The following is a 20020-nucleotide window of genomic DNA, read 5'->3' on the forward strand; positions in this document are numbered from 1 at the left end:
GGATGCTATCGGTTTTTCAAGGGAATTATTTTTCCTCATAGAATACTTGAAGTTACATTTACCTTTTCGACGCCTATCGCATTTACACAAAGGCGTAGCGTTAAAAAAACAATCTGAGGCAAAAAGATGAAACCGGCTTCCGTTATCATTATGGACGAATATCCTATTGTCAGGATGTCGATAGAAGTGCTTTTAGAGAAAAACCAGAATGTTAAAGTGGTACTAAAAACGGATGATAGCCGTGCGGCACTTGATTATATCCGTACGCTTCCCGTTGATCTGGTTATTCTGGATATTGAACTCCCTAAAACAGATGGCTTTACTTTATTGAGAAGAATCAAGGCGATACGAGAAGATGTCAACGTGCTTTTTTTATCATCAAAATCTGAATCGTTCTATGCTGCAAGAGCCATTCGCGCTGGCGCTAATGGTTTTGTCAGTAAGCGGAAAGAGCTCAACGATATTTATAACGCCGTAAAGATGATTCTTGCCGGGTACTCTTTCTTCCCATCTGAGACGCTGAGTTATATAAACCAACCGGGCAAAAAGAAAGGAGAACAGCGGGACATGCCACTATCTAATAGAGAAGTAACGGTATTACGCTACCTCGCCAACGGATTATCGAACAAAGAAATTGCGGAACAGCTTTTATTAAGCAACAAGACGATCAGCGCCCATAAATCGAATATTTTTTCGAAACTCGGTGTACATACCATCGTCGAGTTGATTGATTACGCCAAATCACACGAACTGCTATAGCACTATACGCCCGGAAAAAGATTACCGGGCGCATGCTTTATTGAAAATAAAATTAATAGTAATTAATCGCGAAAGTGGCATCGGCATTTGCCGTACCGAGTACAGGATTATCTGCCAGCGCGATGTAATTTGCGTAGAACTGCAGCGTTGCATTGCCATTGCTGTCCACGGCTATATCCTGGCTGGCTGTCGCCAGCGCTAGCGGCGTGCGATCCCTGTCGCGCAGCTCAATAGCCACTTTCTGTGCCATCACGCTATCTTTTAACGCCAGCAGTGCCGGGTTGCTGGCGGCTTTCCCCGAAAAGGTGATCGATGCGCTACCTGGCGGGCACCCCACTAACCGCAAGCTAAAAGGTACCAGTGGCGTGGTATTACCCGCATTTTGCAGCTGTTTGGTTGGCCAACGTCCTAATTGCACCGTTTTGTCGTTGTCGGCCGTCTCGGCATAGCATGTAAAGTCCACTACCGTTGCGCGTAACTGAATGTTGATTTCTCCAAGCGGCGTATCGGCGATCGCAAACGGGCTCAGCCAGCAGCCAACGAGCATGACATGGCGTGGTTTGATAAACATCACGGCTCCTTAATCATAATCAACGCGCAAATAGCCCCGCGCCACAAAATCGCCCTCGGCGGGTTTGAAGCCTGTGACGCTGACCGGCCACGCACTGATATCAACACGCGCAGCGGCGTTGTCATCAAGCTGGAAAGGGATTTTGCTACCCAGCGTGTTGGGGGTAAGCGGATTGCCCTCACGGTCGGCCACGACAAACCCCACATCAGGGTTATCAGAAACCATTACCTGCCCACTGGCTTTTTCCGCTTCCAGACGCATCGAAAGATAGGCCTGAGCGTCAACATTGGTGCACGCTATTGCCACGGTTTTAATTTGCGGATCAACGCCGTTCGGGCGGTTCCCCGGCCCGGCCTGGCTAAAGAGCGCGGCGCCAATTTTATCAAACTCAAATTCAACGACCTGGCCTGCATTGAGTTTGCAGCTTTGCGGCACTTCCACTTTGCCGCTGTAGCTAATGGTATAGACCGGTACCGTGAGCGCATCGATGTCCGTACTGGTGACATATACCCTGAACATGGTTTGGCGCGGGATCGGCACCATATTGATAAACGGCCGCACCACTTTAAGTTTAAAGATAAGCTTCGAGTCCATTACACCAAAAGGTTTCTGATTGGGTACGTTGGGGTGTGTTCCCATGCGGATAAAATTTCTCGGCGGGAAAAAGATGCCGGCGTAATCATCGGTGATGCTCATCGCCCCTTCCAGATAATCATTTAACCTCATGTATTTGTAACCGCCATCAATGGTATGTATCGGCAAGTCAGAGACATAGCTTCGGTAGGTGTAATTCACTTTGGTGCCGGCAGGACAGATAGCCTGGACGCCAACCCAGCCGGATTTTTCCGGCAACGTCACCACCTCACCAACATGGTTATTCCCGCTGGTAAACAGGTTCGACAGGTCATAATAGATATCTGTCGGTATGCCCTTCGCGTTCACACAAATTGTGGCCTGCGCCGACGTCGCTGCCATTAACAACAAGCCGCAAAGCAGTGCATGAAATCTGTTCATAAAATCATCCTTGTTCACAACGGGCGCTTGTCATCACCACCGCCTGTTGCAGGCTGGCTTCCGGTAAGGAGTAGCGAGCAAGGCAGCGCGATTGCGTGCCGTCTCCCCACTGCACCAGCAGTTCACCCTGCAATGGCAAACCGCTTAAATACGCCTGTCCGTCCTCGCCCACCAGGCTGGTCACGCCGCTGCCGGTTTCACGTACCACCGAACCAAACGGCACCGGGCGATCGCCACGCATCAGCGAAATCAGTGCGCGTACACCAATCCGGGTGTCAAAGCTGGCACGGACCAGCGCGCCCTGCGTGGGCACGACGCTACTGACGCTGTTTTGCACATCGGTGTGGTTATCCATCGTGTTGGTATCAAGCGCAATGCGGTTGTATCGATAAACGGAGGCATAAGGGACGATGGCGTAGCCTCGCCAGTCGGTTTGCACCCCGGCCTGATTTTCCACCCGCACGCCCTGCGCGCCCGGCGCTTTGATAAGTACGTTGGTATCGCCAAGCGGCTGGCCAAAAGTTACCCCGTCGGCATGCGCGACCACGCCACCGCCAAGCTGCCAGTTATATTCGTGCTGGTAGGGATCGTAGTTATAACCGAGGCCGAGCGTGCCCCAACCGGCCTGCCAGTTGGCACTGGCGCTGCCGCTGTAGCCATTTGTGCTGCTGTGCCCCTGGCTTACGATGTAACTAAGGTTGCGCCCTTCAAGTAAGGTGCCGCCAACCCCGCTCTGCCAGCTATTTTGTCCGTTGCTGTTACGGCTAGCGTTAAGGCTGGCATACGTATGATCCAGCGCGCTTCCCCGGCTGAAGCGCTGCCCGCTCAGAGCGCTAAACGGTACGGAAAGATTCAACGCAATAATACGATCCGTATTATTGATGCCGGGTGAGCGGTTCCACGACCAGGTAAGCGAGTAGCTTATCCCCCGCCAGCCGCTGGCGTAACCGATCTGATACCAACTGCTGGGCTTAACATTGTTCCAGTAAGTTTGTTGGCTGCCGGAAATATACAACGAGCCGTAATCCCCCAGGTTTTGCGAGATATTGACCTGAAAGCGCCCTTTTCTGTTGTTGTTGAGGTTGTGATAGCTAACAAGCACCGGTTTTGGCTTCCGTCCCCCCTCACTTTTGTCCTGATCTTCATACTCATACCCCTCCATGCGGCGATAGGCGACATCACTCAACGTGTAAAAACCGCGCGTTGAGTAGCGATACCCGAGTAACTGAAAGTTGGTGCCATATTGGTTGAGTGATTTGGCATACAAAAAGCGCAACGATTGCCCCTGATGTGTGCTGCCATCCGCCAGTTCACTGCGTGCCTGGGTAAAATCGAGCGATATCGCCCCCCAGCCGCCAAGGTTTTTTCCAGCCCCCAGCACAAAGGCGTTATAACGCTTTGCCAGTTGGGTTCCGCCATAGGCGGTGTAACCGCCCGCCAGGCCGCCGACCACGCTCCCCTGAACAAAAGAAGGGGAAGATTGTTGATCGTTGCCGCTGCGAAAATTCCCGGCCACGAGGTCATATTTAAAGCGCCCTTCACGTTGCAGGATCGGCACCGTCGAATACGGCACCGTATAACGTTGTTGACGGCCATCTTTCTCATCGACGGTAACGTCCAGATCGCCGCTGGATGAGGTAGGGTTCAGATCAGAAATCACAAAAGCACCCGCCGAGACATAACTCTGATAAATGACATAGCCGTTCTGGCGGATGGTTAATTTGGCAGGCGTGCGCGCAATGCCGCGTACGGTTGGCGCGTAACCCTGCAGGCTATCGGGAAACATATTATCGGAAGAGTAAAGGCGCACCCCGCGAAAACCGAGGCTATCAAACACGTCGCTGCCGGTATTACTGTCGCCCATCACCAGCTCGCTTTTTAGCGGGATAAGGGAACGTTGCAACCAGCTTCCGATGGTCTTCCAGCTGCGGGTGTGTTCCGCTCCGCTGCTGCTGTAGCGCCAGGCACCATTATTACGCAACCGCCATGAGCCATAATTCAGCCCGCTTTGTAAGCTCAGAAAACCGTTATTGCTGCCGGTGCTGTGGCTCCCTGTAAAGCTATAGTTAAGCAACCCGGCGGTAATGCCTTCGTCCCACTCCTCGGCAGGAATGTAACCGCGTGCGCTGTTCAGCATCGAAGCCTGGGGCAACCCAATATTCAGCCGCATTGCTGAGAAATCAAAAACAGCTTCAGCCCCCGGTATGGCGGTCGTGATATCGATACAGGCGTCACCATTATCGGTGAGCAGCGCCGGAAAAGCGCGAATATTAACGCCCAACTGCTTGAGCAAATCGAGAGTAAAGCATGGCATCAGACCACCGGAAGCGGGCGTCGCCCCGTGATGGGCAATATCGAAACGCAGATCCTGGGTGGCGATAAATTCGCCGTCGCGCCAGATATCCACCCGATAAACGCCCGGAGGCTGGTTACCTTTTTCAAAGCGTGATAAATCGGCAACGGCAGCGGCATCCTCTGATAAAAACGCCGGGTTGAAGTAGTTCTCAGCGCGGCTCATCGCCGGGTGCAACACCGCCAGCAGCGACAACGCCAGCCGTGAGTAAGCTGAAGGAGACGTGCGCTTATTCATAGGCATCCCTGTCATTTGTCTCTGTTATGGCAGACCAACGGTTTTCACCGGCGTCAGCGCGCCGTAATCATTCACCGTCTGGAAAGTCACTCCGCCCTGAGCATCAGGCGGAATAAGCAACTGAGCGCGGCCTTTAGGCGCAACCATGACATTGTCGAGCCTCTGTTTGCCCATATGAACATTCACCAGAGTGATGTAATACGCGGAGGGATTAGTGATGTTCAGGTGTTTATCGAGACGCGAAAACTGCAGTTTCGCAGACGCATCCTCTGTTAACCCCGATAGACTTTTCGGGCGAACAAATAGCTTTATGCGAGAGAGAACAGCCAACTGCAGCACGTTTTTGTCTGTGGCATTCTCTTTATTCACCGATGGAATCGCTTTTACGCTCAACCAGAACAGAGATTCGCGGTCGTCGGGTAACGGTTGCCCGGCGTAGATAATACGCAGCGTGTTTTCACTTTCCGGCTCGCTAACAAACAGCGGCGGGGTCACAACAAACGTTTTTTCTTTTTCTCCACGACTATTTTCCACCCATGAATTCACCAGAAAACGTGCTTTTCCATCGCTATTAGAAATAGAAAGCGAGGTCTGCTTATCCCCGGCAGGATAAATAACCCGGGTTGCGCCAAGTGCTATTCCTCCAGCGGCTTTTACTGGCAGCGCGATAGATATTAAAAGACTGATAATCCAACCTGATTTAAAAAAAATGTTCATAGCGCAAATAACTCTTCAGAATATTATGCGGGCCATAAGAAATATGTCAGGGGTAGACCAGCGGAAACCAGACAACAGAATGTAAACGTCGTGTCGTAATACGCTCTGTAATCGCACGGTAGCGTGCATAAAAATGGATTGCCGCTTCATTAGCGATCGTGGGGAAATAAGAGAGCGGCATGCTGTGTCGCTGCTTTTGATCAAACAGCGCCAGCGTGAGACCTGTCCTCATCATGAATAATTTCTCGCATTACATTGTCAAGCGCCTCGTCCCTGAGGCCATGTCATCCCTGGAAGTAATGGGTTATTCGTATTTCATGATGAACGTCGCATCCGCATTTGCCTGCCCTGGTGTCGCGGTCGCGCTGGTGGCTTTGTAACGTGCGGAGAAGTGTAATGTGTTGGTGCCTTCAAGCAGCGCCTGAGCGGTGGAGAAGCTTGCGCCGTCCGGGCTCAGTGTTTTCGAGGCATTATCAAGAATTTCGATCCCCACCCCGCTTGCCGTTGCACTGTTGTCACTGGAGGTGACCGCCAGTAGCGTATTATCGGCGGCATCGGCCTGGCCCGAGAACGCGACAGAAGCCGTCGGGAAGATGGCAGGATCGCAGTCATTAAGCACAATGTTGAACGGTACAGAGCCGCTGGTTGCCCCCACATCCGGGAATGAAGCGGTGCGATATTGCCCCAGCGTCACTGTCTGGTCGGCGGAAGCAGTGCTGACCGCGCAAGCTGCGTTCACCAGTTCCCCGTCAAAATGTATATTACCGCCGCTTACGGTGTCTGCTTGTACGGCACCTGCCATCAGCATCAATCCAGCAGCAACAGAACTAGCCATTAATTTCATTTTCATAATGTTCTCCTTGAAATAAAAAGTTGCGATTCCGACATCCTGCCGAAAACCGTTTGAGACTTGAATACGCTAAATACCAGATGAAAGAATCTTTTCCTGTGAAGATATAACGCATCGGGAACAACTTATTCGCTTCCCATTTCTTCCCTGGGAAAACACCCAATATTTTTCTCTGTGGACATAACAACTAGCCACAGCACGACAGTAGTGATTTCGTAAAAGTTAAAATATTCGCCATTACTGTCATTACACCAGGTCTGTTCTTATTCGGGCTTAAGAAAAGGCCTGGCTTTTATTTATTAAAGGGATAAGAAATAGCCGTAAACGCCTGTAACAGTGGCTTAATAGCGGACTTTCTTAAGGGTGATGAATTGTTGAAATTTGGTTAACAACCAACAACGGCGAAGCCCTTGATCTGCTGAGATTTCAGGCGCAGCGGCGGCGAAATCCGCAAACGGTGACTGACAGCGCGCCGCGCTTCTGACAAAATAGCCGCCATCCCCTTAGTTGATATGACAGATGGAATCCTCTCTCTGATGGCAGCAAAGATTATTGATGGTAAAACGATTGCGCAGCAGGTGCGCTCTGAGGTTGCTGAAAAAGTTCGGGCGCGCGTCGCGGCAGGATTTCGCGCTCCGGGCCTGGCGGTCGTACTGGTTGGCAGCAACCCGGCATCACAAATTTATGTCGGCAGCAAGCGCAAAGCCTGTGAGGAAGTGGGTTTCATCTCCCGCTCTTACGATCTCCCGGAAACCACCAGCGAAGCGGAACTGCTGGCGCTTATCGACAAGCTGAACGCCGATACCGCCATTGACGGTATTCTGGTGCAGTTGCCGCTGCCTGCGGGCATCGACAATGTGAAAGTGCTGGAACGCATCGCGCCGGACAAAGACGTAGATGGTTTCCACCCGTATAACGTAGGCCGCCTGTGCCAGCGTGCGCCGCGTCTGCGCCCGTGCACGCCACGCGGTATTGTCACGCTGCTGGAGCGTTACAACATTGACACCTTCGGCCTCAACGCCGTGGTGATTGGCGCGTCCAATATCGTTGGCCGTCCGATGAGCATGGAACTGCTGCTGGCCGGTTGCACCACCACCGTGACGCACCGCTTCACTAAAAACCTACGCCAGCACGTTGAAAACGCCGACCTGCTGATTGTCGCCGTGGGTAAACCGGGCTTTATTCCCGGCGAGTGGATCAAAGAAGGCGCGATTGTGATTGATGTCGGTATTAACCGCCTGGAAAACGGCAAAGTCGTCGGCGATGTGATTTATGAAGAAGCCGCCGCGCGAGCAGCGTATATTACGCCGGTACCGGGTGGCGTTGGCCCAATGACGGTCGCCACCCTGATCCAGAACACGCTGCAGGCGTGTGAAGAATACCATGATGTAAAAGGCGTATAGGATGGCAACATTTTCTCTCGGTAAACATCCGCACGTTGAGCTGTGCGATCTGCTGAAACTCGAAGGCTGGAGCGAAAGCGGCGCACAGGCGAAAATCGCCATTGCCGATGGCTTTGTCAAAGTGGATGGCGCGGTTGAAACGCGCAAACGCTGCAAAATCGTCGCCGGTCAAACGGTGAGTTTTGAAGGCCAAAGCGTTACCGTCACCGCGTAATCACGCGTAGCAAGCCGGGTGTCGCATCACCGCAGCCCGGCACCTTCTTTCTCCTTCCCCCTGCCGTCATCACGGTTAATTACCGATCAACCTCAAAGAATCATTAATTCATCTGGCTAAATGTGAAAATTTAGTTGCAGCCCGTTACGACTTATCCCACGATGAGTAGAACGTTCTACTAAAACGTTCTACTAACAATAACGGCGCCAAAAGAGCGCTACTTCGGGGGAAATCAGCATGAGTCTGATATCAGGGTTTGTTAAATCATTGTCTAAATTGTCGATGATTGGCCGCGCGTTAATGTTGCCAATCTCGTTGCTGCCAGCCGCAGGCCTGTTACTTGCTTTCGGCGATAAATTTCACCTGCCGCTGATGATGAACGCAGGTGGCGTTATCTTCGATAACCTGCCGATGTTGTTCGCCATCGGTTCGGCGGTTGGTCTCGCTTCAGAATCGGGTATTGCGGCGCTTTCAGCCGCGGTATCGGTGTTCATTACCAATATCACTATCGGCACCATGTTAGGTATCACGCCGGAAATGGCCTCGCAAGGCGGAAAATATGCCATGGTGGTCGGCATTCCAACCCTGCAAATGGGTGTCTTTGGCGGGCTGATTTGCGGTATTCTTGCTGCCTGGTGTTATAACCGCTTCCACACCATGCAGTTACCGGAGTTCCTCGGCTTCTTCTCTGGTAAGCGTTTTGTTGCTATCGCTACCGCATTCTTATCCTTTGTGCTCGGCCTGCTGCTGCCCTATGTCTGGCAACATATCCAGGCGGGCATCGATGCGCTTTCCGTTATCGTCAACGGCGATAATCAGGCCGCGTCGACGTTTATTTTCGGTTTAGTGGAACGCGCGCTGATCCCACTGGGTCTGCACCATATCTGGTATCCGTCGTTCTGGTATTCGTTTGGCGATTACACCACGCAGGCCGGCCAGGTGATCCATGGCGATCAGACTATCTGGTTCAAAATGCTGGAAGAAGGCGTGAAATCCTTTAGCAGTGATACCTACCAGAACGCCGGTAAGTTTATGCAGGGTGAGTTCCCGCTGATGCTGTTTGCGCTGCCTGCGGCCTGCCTTGCGATGTACCACGAAGCGCACACCCGCAATAAGAAGATCGCGTTCGGTATTCTCTTCTCTGCGGCGTTGACCTGCTTCCTGACCGGCATTACCGAGCCGGTTGAATTCACCTTTATCTTCGTCGCGCCCATTCTCTACGTCTTTAACGCCATTATGGCCGGTCTGGCGTATATGACGATGTACCTGCTGCACGCGCACATCGCGAAATCCTTCTCTGCCGGATTTATCGACTACTTGTCGTTCGGCATCCTGCCGTCGTTTAACGGTTATCAGACCAACTTCCTTAACGCGGTGATCGTTGGCATCCCGATGGCGCTGATTTATTACTTCACCTTCCGTTTTGTGATCCGTCGCTTCGACGTGAAAACGCCGGGACGCACGGAAGTTACCGCTGTGGCAGATGATAAAACTGACAGCGAACTGGCAACCGAGATCATCGCCATGCTGGGCGGTGCGCAAAATATCGACTCCGTCGGTTCCTGTATCACCCGTTTGCGCCTGGAAGTGGCGAAAAGTGAAATGGTGGATAAAGATGGCCTTAATGGCCTGGGCGCGCGCGGCGTAGTATTTGTCGGTGATAGCGGTATTCAGGTTATTTTCGGTGCGAGGGCGCAATTTATCGCCCAGACCATGTCCACAATGATCGGCAAATAATAAGATACCGGGTTGGCGCGTCCAGTACGCGCCATATCAGGTGGAAAACCGGGAAAATCAGGGAGCGAGTTTGAAGAAAGTCAGCATCATTGATGTCGCTAAACAGGCGGGCGTTTCCGTTTCCACCGTCTCGCTGGTGCTGCGCCAGAAAGGGAAAATATCACAAGCGACGATCGCTAAAGTCCATGCCGCTATCGATGCGCTTGGCTATGTTCACAATGTTGCTGCCGCGAATCTGCGTGCCAATACCTCCAACCTGATTGGGCTTATCCTGCGCGATTTCAGCGACAGCTTCTCGATAAAAGTGATGGCCAGCATCGTGCAGGAGCTGGAAAAACAGGGTTACATGGTTTTTCTCGGTCAGCCGCTCAACGATGGCGATCACCTGGAACGCTGCCTGCTGTCTTTCAAACAACAAGGGGTTGCCGGGGTGATTTATCTCGCCTCCGATACGCGCAGCTCAACGCTTCCCGCCCAAATTCGCGACTGCCCGCTGCCGCTGGTGGTGGTGTCACAGTCGCTACTCAATGAAGCGTGCAACCTGGTCATGCGCGATAACCGTCAGGCCGCCAGCCTGGCGACGCGCTATCTCATCGAACGCGGGCACCGCAACATTGCCTATATTGGCGGCATTGAAGGCGATTTAATGCGCCAGCAACGTCTGCTGGGGTTTCGCACCACAATGACGCAGAACGGGCTGGTAGTACGCGAAGAAGCCACTCCGGCCTGCAGCGACGATACCCGCGCGGCAAGCTACGCTGTCCGCCAGTTACTGGAAAAAAACAGCACTATTACCGCCCTGCTCTGCCACTCGCCGGATGCCATGATTGGCTCCATCGCCGGGATCCACCAGACCGGGCATACGGTGGGCAAAGATGTGTTCCTCTCTCAGCAAGTGGCGCTCGTCGGCTTTGAAGATATGCTGCACGTCAATCTCACCTCACCTTCCTTTACCTATGTTTCGTCCGCCAGTGAAGAGACTGGACGCCAGGCGGCGGGATTGATCATTCGCAAGCTGAAAGAGCCCGAGTTGCAAACGCAGCGCATCACGCTTTCCGGCCAGCTGATTGCTCGCGAGTCTGCGTAATCCGAACACGTCGGGCAGACCGCGGCGTCCCCGCGGGCTGTAACCTCATGTCGGCTTAAAACCAGCCAGCCCGGTTCTGTTCTGATGAGAAAAGATTCAGAAAACCCCGCAGTTTACCCGCCTGGCGCTTCGGCTATAATTTCGTTTTTCTTCAGAGACCTGCGTTATGCCAACGATTGTTACACATGCTGCTGTCCCGCTTTGTCTGGGGTTGGGGCTTGGCAGTAAAGTGATCCCACGCGGCTTGCTGCTGGCGGGGATAGGGCTTGCCATGTTGCCCGATGCCGACGTGCTGGCGTTTAAATTCGGTGTCGCTTACGGCAATGTTTTCGGCCACCGCGGGTTTACCCACTCGTTGCTGTTTGCTTTTGTGGTGCCGCTATTGGTGACCTGGCTTGGGCGAAAATACTTCAAAGCGAGTCTGGCGCGCTGCTGGGCGTTTCTCACCGTGTCGCTGCTGTCGCACAGCCTGCTGGATTCCATCACTACCGGTGGGAAAGGCGTCGGCTGGCTGTGGCCGTGGTCGGATGAACGGTTCTTCGCGCCGTGGCAGGTGATCAAAGTCGCGCCGTTTGCGCTATCGCGCTATAACACGCCGTATGGTCACCAGGTGATCATTTCGGAGTTGCTGTGGGTGTGGCTACCGGGTGTGATTCTGATGCTGCTGTTATGGAAAATGCGGCGGGGATAAATATTGACCACCGCCAGTGGTTTTGAAGGGACAACAAAAAAGCGGCCGAAGCCGCTTTTTTTCTTACTTACGACGCCAGGTCGTGCCCTGCGGGCCATCTTCCAGCACGATACCCATCTCGTTCAGACGGTCACGCGCGGCATCGGCTGCCGCCCAGTCTTTCGCTTTACGCGCATCGAGGCGCTGCTGGATAAGCTTTTCGATCTCAGCCACTTCGCTGTCATCCGCCTGCGCGCCGCTTTGCAGGAAGAGATCCGGATCCTGCTCCAGCAGACCCAAAACGCCCGCCAGTTCACGCAGCTTTTTCGCCGCCGCATTTGCGCCCAGCGCATCCCCGTCATGTTTCAGCGTATTCACTTCGCGCGCGAGGTCAAACAGCACGGAATAGGCTTCCGGGGTGTTGAAGTCGTCATCCATGGCGTCGCAGAAGCGTTTCTGGAACAGCTCACCGTTCTCAAAATAACGATGTTCGGCGTTATTGCTATCCGTACCACGCAGCGCGTTGTACAGACGCTCCAGCGCAGAACGCGCCTGTTTCAGGTTCTCTTCGCTGTAATTCAACTGGCTGCGATAGTGACCGGACATCAGGAAGTAGCGCACGGTTTCCGCGTCGTAATACTTCAGCACGTCACGCACGGTAAAGAAGTTGCCGAGCGATTTTGACATCTTCTCGCGATCAACCATCACCATGCCGGAGTGCATCCAGTAATTTACGTACTCGCCGTCATGCGCACAGGTTGACTGGGCGATTTCGTTTTCGTGGTGCGGGAACATCAGATCGGAACCGCCACCGTGGATATCGAAATGCGAACCCAGCTGTTTGCAGTTCATCGCCGAACACTCAATGTGCCAGCCGGGACGCCCTTCGCCCCACGGCGATGGCCAGCTCGGCTCGCCAGGCTTGGACATTTTCCACAGCACGAAGTCCATCGGGTTGCGTTTTACTTCCGCGACTTCGACGCGTGCCCCCGCCTGCAACTGATCCAGATCCTGACGCGAAAGCTGACCATAAGTCGGATCCGTCGGCACCGAGAACATCACATCGCCGTTTTCAGCCACGTACGCATGTTCGCGATCCAGCAGGCGCTGTGTGATTTCAATAATTTCTGCAATATGGTGCGTTGCGCGCGGTTCGCTATCCGGGCGCAGGATATTGAGCGCGTCAAAATCCTTATGCATCTCAACGATCATTCGGTCGACCAGCGCGACAAAACTTTCGCCATTCTCGTTAGCGCGCTTAATGATTTTGTCGTCAATATCGGTAATATTGCGGACATATTTCAGCTTATAGCCGAGAAAACGCAAATAGCGGGATACCACGTCAAAGGCGACAAAGGTACGGCCGTGACCGATATGACAGAGATCGTAAACGGTAATACCACACACGTACATGCCGACTTCCCCGGCATGGATAGGTTTGAATTCCTCTTTTTGGCGCGTCAGTGTATTAAAGATTTTTAACATCGAAGATTCCATGTGGACGTGTGTGGAACGAAAACCGCATATATTACCCGTAATTCAAACCCGAAGCAGCACACTTTGCAAGGTGATCCAGCCTCGCGGTTATGCTATAACAAGCGACTATCTCTGACCCACTGGCGGGTCTACGCACTACACTATCAGAACAGGATGCAATAATGGTTACTTTCCACACTAATCACGGCGACATCGTAATCAAAACCTTTGAGGACAAAGCGCCTGAAACAGTTAAAAACTTCCTGGACTACTGCCGTGAAGGTTTCTACAACAACACGATTTTCCACCGTGTTATCAATGGTTTTATGATTCAGGGCGGCGGTTTCGAACCGGGCATGAATCAAAAAGTCACTAAAGACCCGATCAAAAACGAAGCCAACAACGGTCTGAAAAACACCCGTGGTACGCTGGCCATGGCGCGTACTCAGGCTCCGCACTCCGCTACCGCGCAGTTCTTCATCAACGTGGCTGATAACGACTTTCTGAACTTCAGCGGCGAAAGCATGCAGGGCTGGGGCTACTGCGTGTTTGCCGAAGTGGTTGAAGGCATGGACGTTGTTGACAAGATCAAAGGCGTTTCCACCGGCCGCAGCGGCATGCACCAGGACGTGCCGAAAGAAGATGTGGTGATTGAAAGCGTGGACGTCAGCGAGTAATTGGTGGCAACACTCTTTATCGCAGATTTGCATCTGCAAACAGAAGAACCGGCGATCACCGCCGGTTTTCTGCGTTTTCTGGCCGGTACAGCGCGTGAAGCCGATGCGCTCTACATTTTGGGCGATCTGTTTGAAGCGTGGATTGGTGACGACGATCCGAACCCGCTACATCAGCAAATAGCCCGGGCGATCAAAGCCGTTGTCGATAGCGGTGTCCCCTGCTATTTCATTCACGGCAACCGCGATTTCCTGCTCGGTCAACGCTTCGCGCAAGCCTGCGGTATGCAGTTGTTACCTCAGGAACAGGTGCTCAATTTGTATGGCCGTAACGTGCTGATTATGCATGGCGATACGCTCTGCACCGACGATGCCGGTTATCAGGCCTTTCGCGCCAAAGTGCACCAGCCCTGGCTGCAAAAGCTGTTCCTCACCCTGCCGCTGTTTATTCGCCGACGTATCGCCGCGAAAATGCGCGCCGGCAGTAAAGCCGCCAACAGCAGCAAGTCGCTTTCGATTATGGATGTAAACCAGCACGCCGTGGTGGAAGCCATGGAAAAACACCAGGTGCAGTGGTTGATCCACGGTCATACTCATCGCCCGGCAGTGCATGAGCTTACCGCGAATAACGCGCCCGCATACCGTGCCGTTTTAGGCGCATGGCACAGCGAAGGTTCGATGGTGCGCGTCAGCGACAGCGATGTTGAACTGATTCATTTCCCTTTCTGAATACGCTTGTGATTACGCGTCAAACGCGCGAAACATCGCTACGCAACCGTTTTCCTTGCCCGTTTTACATGCTATTCTCTGTGCCCTCTTATGTAGTCTGAAGCACACCCACAGGAGTTTTGAGACGTATGTCTTCAAGCAACCAACCGGCGCGCATCGCCATTGTTATGGGCTCGAAAAGCGACTGGGCCACCATGCAATTCGCCGCAGAAATCCTCGATACCCTGAACGTTCCGCACCATGTTGAAATCGTCTCCGCACACCGCACCCCGGATAAACTGTTTAGCTTCGCCGAAAGTGCGGAACAAAACGGTTACCAGGTGATTATTGCCGGTGCCGGCGGCGCGGCGCATCTGCCGGGCATGATCGCGGCGAAAACACTGGTGCCGGTGCTGGGTGTGCCGGTACAAAGCGCTGCGTTAAGCGGTGTGGACAGCCTTTACTCTATCGTGCAGATGCCGCGCGGCATTCCGGTGGGAACGCTGGCAATTGGCAAAGCCGGTGCGGCCAACGCCGCGCTGCTGGCCGCACAGATCCTGGCGCAGCATGACGCGCAACTGCACCAGCGTCTGGCGGACTGGCGCAAATCTCAGACCGATGAGGTGCTGGATAATCCGGATCCGAGAGGCGCGGCATGAAACAGGTTTGCGTATTAGGCAACGGCCAGCTTGGCCGGATGTTGCGCCAGGCCGGTGAACCGCTCAGCATCGCGGTCTGGCCGGTTGGGCTGGATGACGCGCCGGAAGCGGTGCCGTTTCAACAGAGTGTTATCACCGCCGAAATTGAGCGTTGGCCGGAAACAGCGTTAACGCGCGAGCTGGCGCGCCATCCGGCGTTTGTTAACCGCGATGTGTTCCCGATCATTGCCGATCGCCTGACGCAAAAACAGTTATTCGACAAACTCGAACTGGCTACCGCACCGTGGCAGTTGCTGGCGGATAAAAGCGAATGGCCCGCCGTGTTTTCCCGCCTGGGCGAACTGGCGATTGTTAAGCGCCGCGTGGGGGGCTATGACGGTCGTGGGCAGTGGCGTTTACGCACAGGCGAAACGGATCAATTGCCGGACGACTGCTACGGTGAGTGCATTGTCGAACAGGGCATCAATTTTTCCGGTGAAGTATCGCTGGTCGGCGCGCGCGCGCGTGATGGCAGTACCGTTTTCTACCCGTTGACGCATAACCTGCATCAGGATGGCATTTTGCGTACCAGCGTGGTTTTCCCGCAGGCTAACGCCGCTCAGCAACAGCAGGCGGAAAACATGCTTTCTGCCATCATGCATGAGCTGAACTACGTCGGCGTGATGGCGATGGAGTGCTTTGTCACACCGGGTGGGTTGCTGATTAACGAGCTGGCGCCGCGCGTGCACAACAGCGGCCACTGGACGCAGAACGGTGCTTCTATCAGCCAGTTTGAACTGCATCTGCGCGCGGTGGTGGATCTGCCGTTACCGCCGCCGGTGGTCAACAGCCCGTCGGTGATGATCAACCTGATAGGCAGCGATCTGAATTACGACTGGTTGAAACTGCCGCTGGTGCATTTGCACTGGTACGACAAAGAGGTACGTCCGGGGCGCAAAGTGGGTCATTTGAACCTGAACGATGATGACATGGCGCGTCTGAGTGCCACGCTGGAAGCGCTGGTGCCACTGCTGCCGCCCGAGTACGCAAGCGGCATTGCCTGGGCACAGTCAAAACTGCAGTAATCTCCCGCCGGGGAATTGATCTCCCTTGTTCGGGGCGTAAAATCTGCACGCTGGTGGGATTACCACCAGCGTTTTGCAGAAGGAAGCCCAATGAACGACACCACGGATTATCTCGCCCTCCTGCGGGATGAAACGCCTCTTATTGATGTTCGTGCACCGGTTGAGTTCGCCAAAGGTGCCATGCCCGCGGCTATCAATCTGCCCTTAATGAACGACCATGAACGCGCGGCGGTAGGCACTTGCTATAAACGCGAAGGCGCAGAAGCCGCGCTTCGTCTGGGGCATCAACTGGTCAGTGGCGAAACCCGTGAACAACGCATCGAAGCATGGCGGCAAGCCTGCGCGCAATATCCGCAGGGTTATCTTTGTTGCGCCCGCGGCGGTCAGCGTTCGCATATCGTTCAGCAATGGCTGCGAGAATGCCAGGTGGACTATCCGCTGGTGGTCGGTGGTTATAAAGCGCTGCGCCAGGCCGCCATCGAAGCAACGCAACAATGCATGCAACGCCCGGCGCTGCTGGTGGGTGGCTGCACGGGAAGCGGCAAAACGTTGCTGGTGCGTTCGCAGCGTAATGGCATCGATCTTGAAGGGCTCGCCCGGCATCGTGGTTCCTCGTTTGGCCGGACGCTGCAACCGCAGCGCTCACAGGCCAGTTTCGAAAACCAGCTGGCAGCGGCGCTACTGAAAGTGACGCCCGCGTTCTGGCTGCTGGAAGACGAAAGCGCCGCGATTGGGGCGAACCATCTGCCAGCCGTGGTGCGCGAGAGAATGGCGCAATCGCCGCTGGTGGTAGTGGAAGATCCCTTTGCACAACGCCTGGAGCGTTTGCGCGTCGACTATTTCGTAGAGATGCACGCGGCGTTTATCACCCGCGACGGTGAGGAAGAGGGCTGGCGTCAGTATGCCGAATATCTGCGTCACGGGCTTTTTGCCATTCGCCGCCGTCTGGGATTACAGCGCTACGCGGAATTGACGCGACATCTGGAGAACGCGCTGAGCCAGCAGCAGCGTAGCGGCAGTACCGAGGAACACTTCGCGTGGCTGGTGCCGTTGCTGGAGGAGTACTACGATCCGATGTACCGCTACCAGCTTGAGAAGCGCGCGAAAGCCATTCGCTTTCGCGGCACTTTTGCAGAAGTAGCGGCCTGGCTGGCGGCACACACGGCTTAATGCCGATCGCGTTTATCGGCGCGTTTCGCCAGCCAGTCTCCCAGCACCTGGACTATCTGCACCAGAATAATCAGCGCGATAACCGTTACGATCATCACCTGGGTTTCATAACGGTAATAGCCGTAGCGGATCGCCAGATCGCCCACACCACCACCGCCGACAATCCCGGCCATCGCTGAATATCCAATCAGGCTGACGAGCGTAATGGTCAGGCCGCGCAGCAGACCCGCGCTGGCTTCCGGCAGCAGCACGGTACAGATAATGCGCAGCGGGCTGGCACCAAAGGCTTCCGCCGCTTCAATAATGCCTTTATCCACCTCGCGCAGGGCGCTGTCGACCAACCGTGCATAAAAGGCAATTGCCGCCACAGAGAGCGGCACCGACGCGGCAATCGGCCCAATGGTGTTGCCGAGCAAAAACTGCGTCACCGGCAACAGGAGCACCAGCAGGATCACAAACGGCACCGAGCGGATAATATTCACCAGTACTGTGCTCACCAGATAGACCGCGCGGTTTTGCCAGAACAGGTGCCTGTCGGTAACGAAAATCAGGAAACCGAGCGGCAAACCGCCGACAATCGCCAGCACCGTCGAGATGCTTAACATCTGGAAGGTTTCGCCAAAGGCGAGGCTCAGATCGGCCATTAAATCATCCACGGATCACCTCCACCTGCGCGGTACGGTTGCGAATATAGTCCACGGCGTCACTTACTGCTGCCGGGTTTTCCATCGACGTCAGTTGCACCACCAGAATGCCCAGCGCCCGCTCGCCGATATACTCAATTTTGCCGTGCAGAATATTAACCGCGACGCCAAATTTTACCGCCGCGTCAGAGAGCACCGGCTGCTCAGCGGAGTCACCAATAAACAGGATCTTCAATAATTGCCCTGGCAGATGCTGTTGCAAACGCTCCGGCAAAGTCAAATTGAGCGTGTGCGACACCAGTTGGCGGGTGAAGGGGTGCTGCGGATGGGCAAAAATATCAAACACGTCGCCCTCCTCCACCACTTTGCCGCCAGACATCACCGCCACCCGATCGCAGATCGATTTGATCACGTTCATCTCGTGGGTGATCAGCACAATGGTGATCCCCAGTTGTTCATTGATCTGCTTGAGCAGGGCCAGAATGGTAGCGGAGGTTTCCAGATCCAGCGCCGAGGTCGGTTCATCACACAGCAATACATCCGGGTGATTAGCGATGGCGCGCGCAATACCGACCCGCTGCTTCTGCCCGCCACTGAGTTGCACCGGGTAGCGAGTGGCTTTATCGCTTAAGCCTACCAGTTGCAGGATCTCCGCCACGCGCGGGGCGATTTTACTGCGTTCCCATCCCGCCGCTTTCAGGCTGAAAGCCACGTTTTGCGCCACGGTGCGGGTATGCATCAGGTTGAAGTGCTGGAATATCATGCCTATGCGTTGACGCGCTTTGCGTAATGTGATGCCTTCCAGCGCCGAAATAGCAACACCATTGATTTTGACGCTGCCCTGGCTTGGGCGCTGCAGCGCATTCAGCGTGCGCAGCAGCGTACTTTTGCCCGCGCCGCTGGTGCCCACAATGCCGAAGATCTCCCCCGGCGCAATACGCAGCGTGACATCCTCTACCGCCCGGGTCGCGCTCGTACTGCCGCGCGCTGCGGGGAAATCCACGCATACTTTTTCGATTTCAATCATGCAAACCTCAAACGACAAAAGGCAGGCCGCAGCCTGCCCGTCAAATCAGCCGGAGTGTTACTTTTTATCCGTGCCCTGCATCCAGTCTGGTTTCTGGAACGCACCATAAACATTGTTCGGATCGTCAATTACTGCACGGTAAGCCGGCGATTTAACCACCCCGACAATATCCTTCGCGAACGGTTTGTCGGCGTCTTCCGTGCGCACCGCAATAATGTTTTTCAGGTTCTCATCGAGGTGCTCTTGTTTGAGCGCAGAGGAGAGTTTCAGCCCGGCGGCAATGGCAAAGTTGCCATTCACCAGCGACGCGGTCACGCCGTCCAGCGTGCGCGGCAGTTGCGCCGCTTCCAGCGGTTTAAACACCAGCCCTTTCGGGTTGCTGGCAATATCGCGCTCGGAGGCTTTAGTCGGGTCGATGTTATCTTTGATAGTGATAAGGTCGAGCGATTGCAGGAAACGCAGCCCGCGCGCCAGGTTGGTCGGGTCATTGGAGAGCGTCACAATGTCGCCCTTTTTCAACTCATCCAGGCTTTTGATTTTGCGTGAATAAAAGCCCATACCCGCTGTCGGCACGGTAATCAGCTTGGTTAATTTCAGGCCTTTATCGGCCGTGAATTTGTCAAAATAGAGGCTGTGCTGGAACAGGTTGGCATCAATACTGCCGTTCGCCAGCGCCATGTTCGGCTGTACGTAATCGCTAAATTCACGCACCACCACTTTATAGCCTTTCTCTTTTAACGACGGCGCAATAGCCTGTTTCACCATATCGCCGTATGGTCCAGGTGCGACGCCGAAAACGATGGTGTGCGGATCGCTGCTGGCGTGAGCAAACGGTAAGCCGCAGGCCAGAAGTAATGCGCCGAAGGTCGCGCGCAAGCTGAGACGACGTCCCATAAATTCTCCCTAACGAGTTGAGCTGCTGTGTTGACGCGACGTACAGTGCGGCGCGTTCCATTTTCACCTGATTGATAAGGCTGCTGAATAAG

The 20020-nt window shown here is 54.3% G+C and carries 21 protein-coding genes; 11 read left to right on the forward strand and 10 right to left on the reverse strand.

Annotation, left to right across the window (positions count from 1 at the left end; translation table 11 throughout):
• Window positions 1–126: 126 nt before the first annotated feature.
• Complete coding sequence (gene fimZ / locus AAIG26_RS05550) at window positions 127–759, forward strand: fimbria biosynthesis transcriptional regulator FimZ (RefSeq protein ID WP_020456855.1); 633 nt, start codon at window positions 127–129, stop codon at window positions 757–759.
• Window positions 760–811: 52 nt separating this feature from the next.
• Here fimZ and sfmF read toward each other — a convergent pair whose 3' ends face one another.
• The 6 genes from sfmF to fimA form a co-directional block, all read right to left on the reverse strand.
• Window positions 812–1330 carry a fimbria assembly protein gene (gene sfmF, locus AAIG26_RS05555; protein WP_343180180.1) on the reverse strand — a complete coding sequence of 173 codons (519 nt, stop codon included), beginning with the start codon at window positions 1328–1330 and terminating at the stop codon, window positions 812–814.
• 9 nt (window positions 1331–1339) lie between these two features.
• Window positions 1340–2344, reverse strand: a complete 1005-nt coding sequence (fimH, locus tag AAIG26_RS05560) for a type 1 fimbria D-mannose specific adhesin FimH (RefSeq protein WP_343180182.1) — start codon at window positions 2342–2344, stop codon at window positions 1340–1342.
• Between the two features lie 4 nt (window positions 2345–2348).
• Entirely contained in the window at window positions 2349–4934 is a 2586-nt protein-coding gene (locus tag AAIG26_RS05565; protein WP_343180184.1) for a fimbrial biogenesis usher protein, read from the reverse strand.
• 24 nt (window positions 4935–4958) lie between these two features.
• Window positions 4959–5651, reverse strand: a complete 693-nt coding sequence (gene fimC / locus AAIG26_RS05570) for a type 1 fimbria chaperone FimC (RefSeq protein WP_343180186.1) — start codon at window positions 5649–5651, stop codon at window positions 4959–4961.
• Window positions 5652–5697: 46 nt separating this feature from the next.
• Window positions 5698–5886 carry a hypothetical protein gene (locus tag AAIG26_RS05575; protein ID WP_020456850.1) on the reverse strand — a complete coding sequence of 63 codons (189 nt, stop codon included), beginning with the start codon at window positions 5884–5886 and terminating at the stop codon, window positions 5698–5700.
• A 69-nt stretch (window positions 5887–5955) separates the two neighbouring features.
• Entirely contained in the window at window positions 5956–6501 is a 546-nt protein-coding gene (gene fimA / locus AAIG26_RS05580) for a type 1 fimbrial major subunit FimA (RefSeq protein WP_020456849.1), read from the reverse strand.
• A 536-nt stretch (window positions 6502–7037) separates the two neighbouring features.
• On the opposite strand from fimA, the gene folD reads away from it, so the two are divergent.
• From folD to AAIG26_RS05605, 5 genes are all read left to right on the forward strand, one after another.
• Complete coding sequence (gene folD / locus AAIG26_RS05585) at window positions 7038–7904, forward strand: bifunctional methylenetetrahydrofolate dehydrogenase/methenyltetrahydrofolate cyclohydrolase FolD (RefSeq protein ID WP_020456848.1); 867 nt, start codon at window positions 7038–7040, stop codon at window positions 7902–7904.
• A 1-nt stretch (window position 7905) separates the two neighbouring features.
• Complete coding sequence (ybcJ, locus tag AAIG26_RS05590) at window positions 7906–8118, forward strand: ribosome-associated protein YbcJ (RefSeq protein WP_017455715.1); 213 nt, start codon at window positions 7906–7908, stop codon at window positions 8116–8118.
• A gap of 237 nt (window positions 8119–8355) precedes the next feature.
• A complete protein-coding gene (locus AAIG26_RS05595) occupies window positions 8356–9855 on the forward strand; it encodes a PTS transporter subunit EIIC (protein WP_044489584.1) in 1500 nt (499 codons plus the stop codon).
• A 70-nt stretch (window positions 9856–9925) separates the two neighbouring features.
• Complete coding sequence (gene malI, locus AAIG26_RS05600) at window positions 9926–10942, forward strand: Mal regulon transcriptional regulator MalI (RefSeq protein ID WP_020456846.1); 1017 nt, start codon at window positions 9926–9928, stop codon at window positions 10940–10942.
• Between the two features lie 166 nt (window positions 10943–11108).
• Window positions 11109–11633 (forward strand): metal-dependent hydrolase, encoded by a 525-nt coding sequence (locus tag AAIG26_RS05605; RefSeq protein WP_343180187.1) that lies wholly within the window; start codon window positions 11109–11111, stop codon window positions 11631–11633.
• Window positions 11634–11696: 63 nt separating this feature from the next.
• On the opposite strand, the gene cysS is transcribed toward AAIG26_RS05605, so the two are convergent.
• On the reverse strand, window positions 11697–13097 hold the full coding sequence (gene cysS / locus AAIG26_RS05610; RefSeq protein WP_020456844.1) for a cysteine--tRNA ligase: 1401 nt from the start codon (window positions 13095–13097) through the stop codon (window positions 11697–11699).
• A gap of 173 nt (window positions 13098–13270) precedes the next feature.
• Between cysS and ppiB the strand changes: the two genes are divergently transcribed.
• The 5 genes from ppiB to mnmH all read left to right on the forward strand — a co-directional run bounded on the left by ppiB (window position 13271) and on the right by mnmH (window position 17363).
• Complete coding sequence (gene ppiB, locus AAIG26_RS05615) at window positions 13271–13765, forward strand: peptidylprolyl isomerase B (protein ID WP_343180188.1); 495 nt, start codon at window positions 13271–13273, stop codon at window positions 13763–13765.
• 3 nt (window positions 13766–13768) lie between these two features.
• Window positions 13769–14491, forward strand: a complete 723-nt coding sequence (gene lpxH, locus AAIG26_RS05620; protein ID WP_343180189.1) for a UDP-2,3-diacylglucosamine diphosphatase — start codon at window positions 13769–13771, stop codon at window positions 14489–14491.
• A gap of 128 nt (window positions 14492–14619) precedes the next feature.
• The gene (purE, locus tag AAIG26_RS05625) at window positions 14620–15129 is read left to right on the forward strand and encodes a 5-(carboxyamino)imidazole ribonucleotide mutase (RefSeq protein WP_020456841.1); all 510 of its coding nucleotides are present in this window, start codon (window positions 14620–14622) and stop codon (window positions 15127–15129) included.
• Window positions 15126–16193 carry a 5-(carboxyamino)imidazole ribonucleotide synthase gene (gene purK, locus AAIG26_RS05630; protein WP_269231541.1) on the forward strand — a complete coding sequence of 356 codons (1068 nt, stop codon included), beginning with the start codon at window positions 15126–15128 and terminating at the stop codon, window positions 16191–16193. The genes purE and purK overlap by 4 nt, the downstream gene beginning before the upstream one ends.
• Window positions 16194–16283: 90 nt before the next feature.
• Window positions 16284–17363, forward strand: coding sequence for a tRNA 2-selenouridine(34) synthase MnmH (gene mnmH / locus AAIG26_RS05635; RefSeq protein WP_343180190.1), 1080 nt, complete (start codon window positions 16284–16286; stop codon window positions 17361–17363).
• On the opposite strand, the gene AAIG26_RS05640 is transcribed toward mnmH, so the two are convergent.
• Genes AAIG26_RS05640 through AAIG26_RS05650 form a run of 3 tightly spaced genes read right to left on the reverse strand, consistent with a single transcriptional unit; the run spans window position 17360 to window position 19928 of the window.
• A complete protein-coding gene (locus AAIG26_RS05640) occupies window positions 17360–18019 on the reverse strand; it encodes a methionine ABC transporter permease (RefSeq protein WP_020456837.1) in 660 nt (219 codons plus the stop codon). The two genes, mnmH and AAIG26_RS05640, sit on opposite strands and share 4 nt — an antisense overlap.
• On the reverse strand, window positions 18012–19034 hold the full coding sequence (gene sfbB / locus AAIG26_RS05645; protein ID WP_343180191.1) for a virulence-associated ABC transporter ATP-binding protein SfbB: 1023 nt from the start codon (window positions 19032–19034) through the stop codon (window positions 18012–18014). The genes AAIG26_RS05640 and sfbB overlap by 8 nt, the downstream gene beginning before the upstream one ends.
• A gap of 57 nt (window positions 19035–19091) precedes the next feature.
• Window positions 19092–19928, reverse strand: a complete 837-nt coding sequence (locus AAIG26_RS05650) for a MetQ/NlpA family ABC transporter substrate-binding protein (RefSeq protein ID WP_343180192.1) — start codon at window positions 19926–19928, stop codon at window positions 19092–19094.
• Window positions 19929–20020: the final 92 nt, after the last annotated feature.

Source organism: Kosakonia sp. PSU_27 (assembly GCF_039409795.1).
Taxonomy (GTDB): domain Bacteria; phylum Pseudomonadota; class Gammaproteobacteria; order Enterobacterales; family Enterobacteriaceae; genus Kosakonia.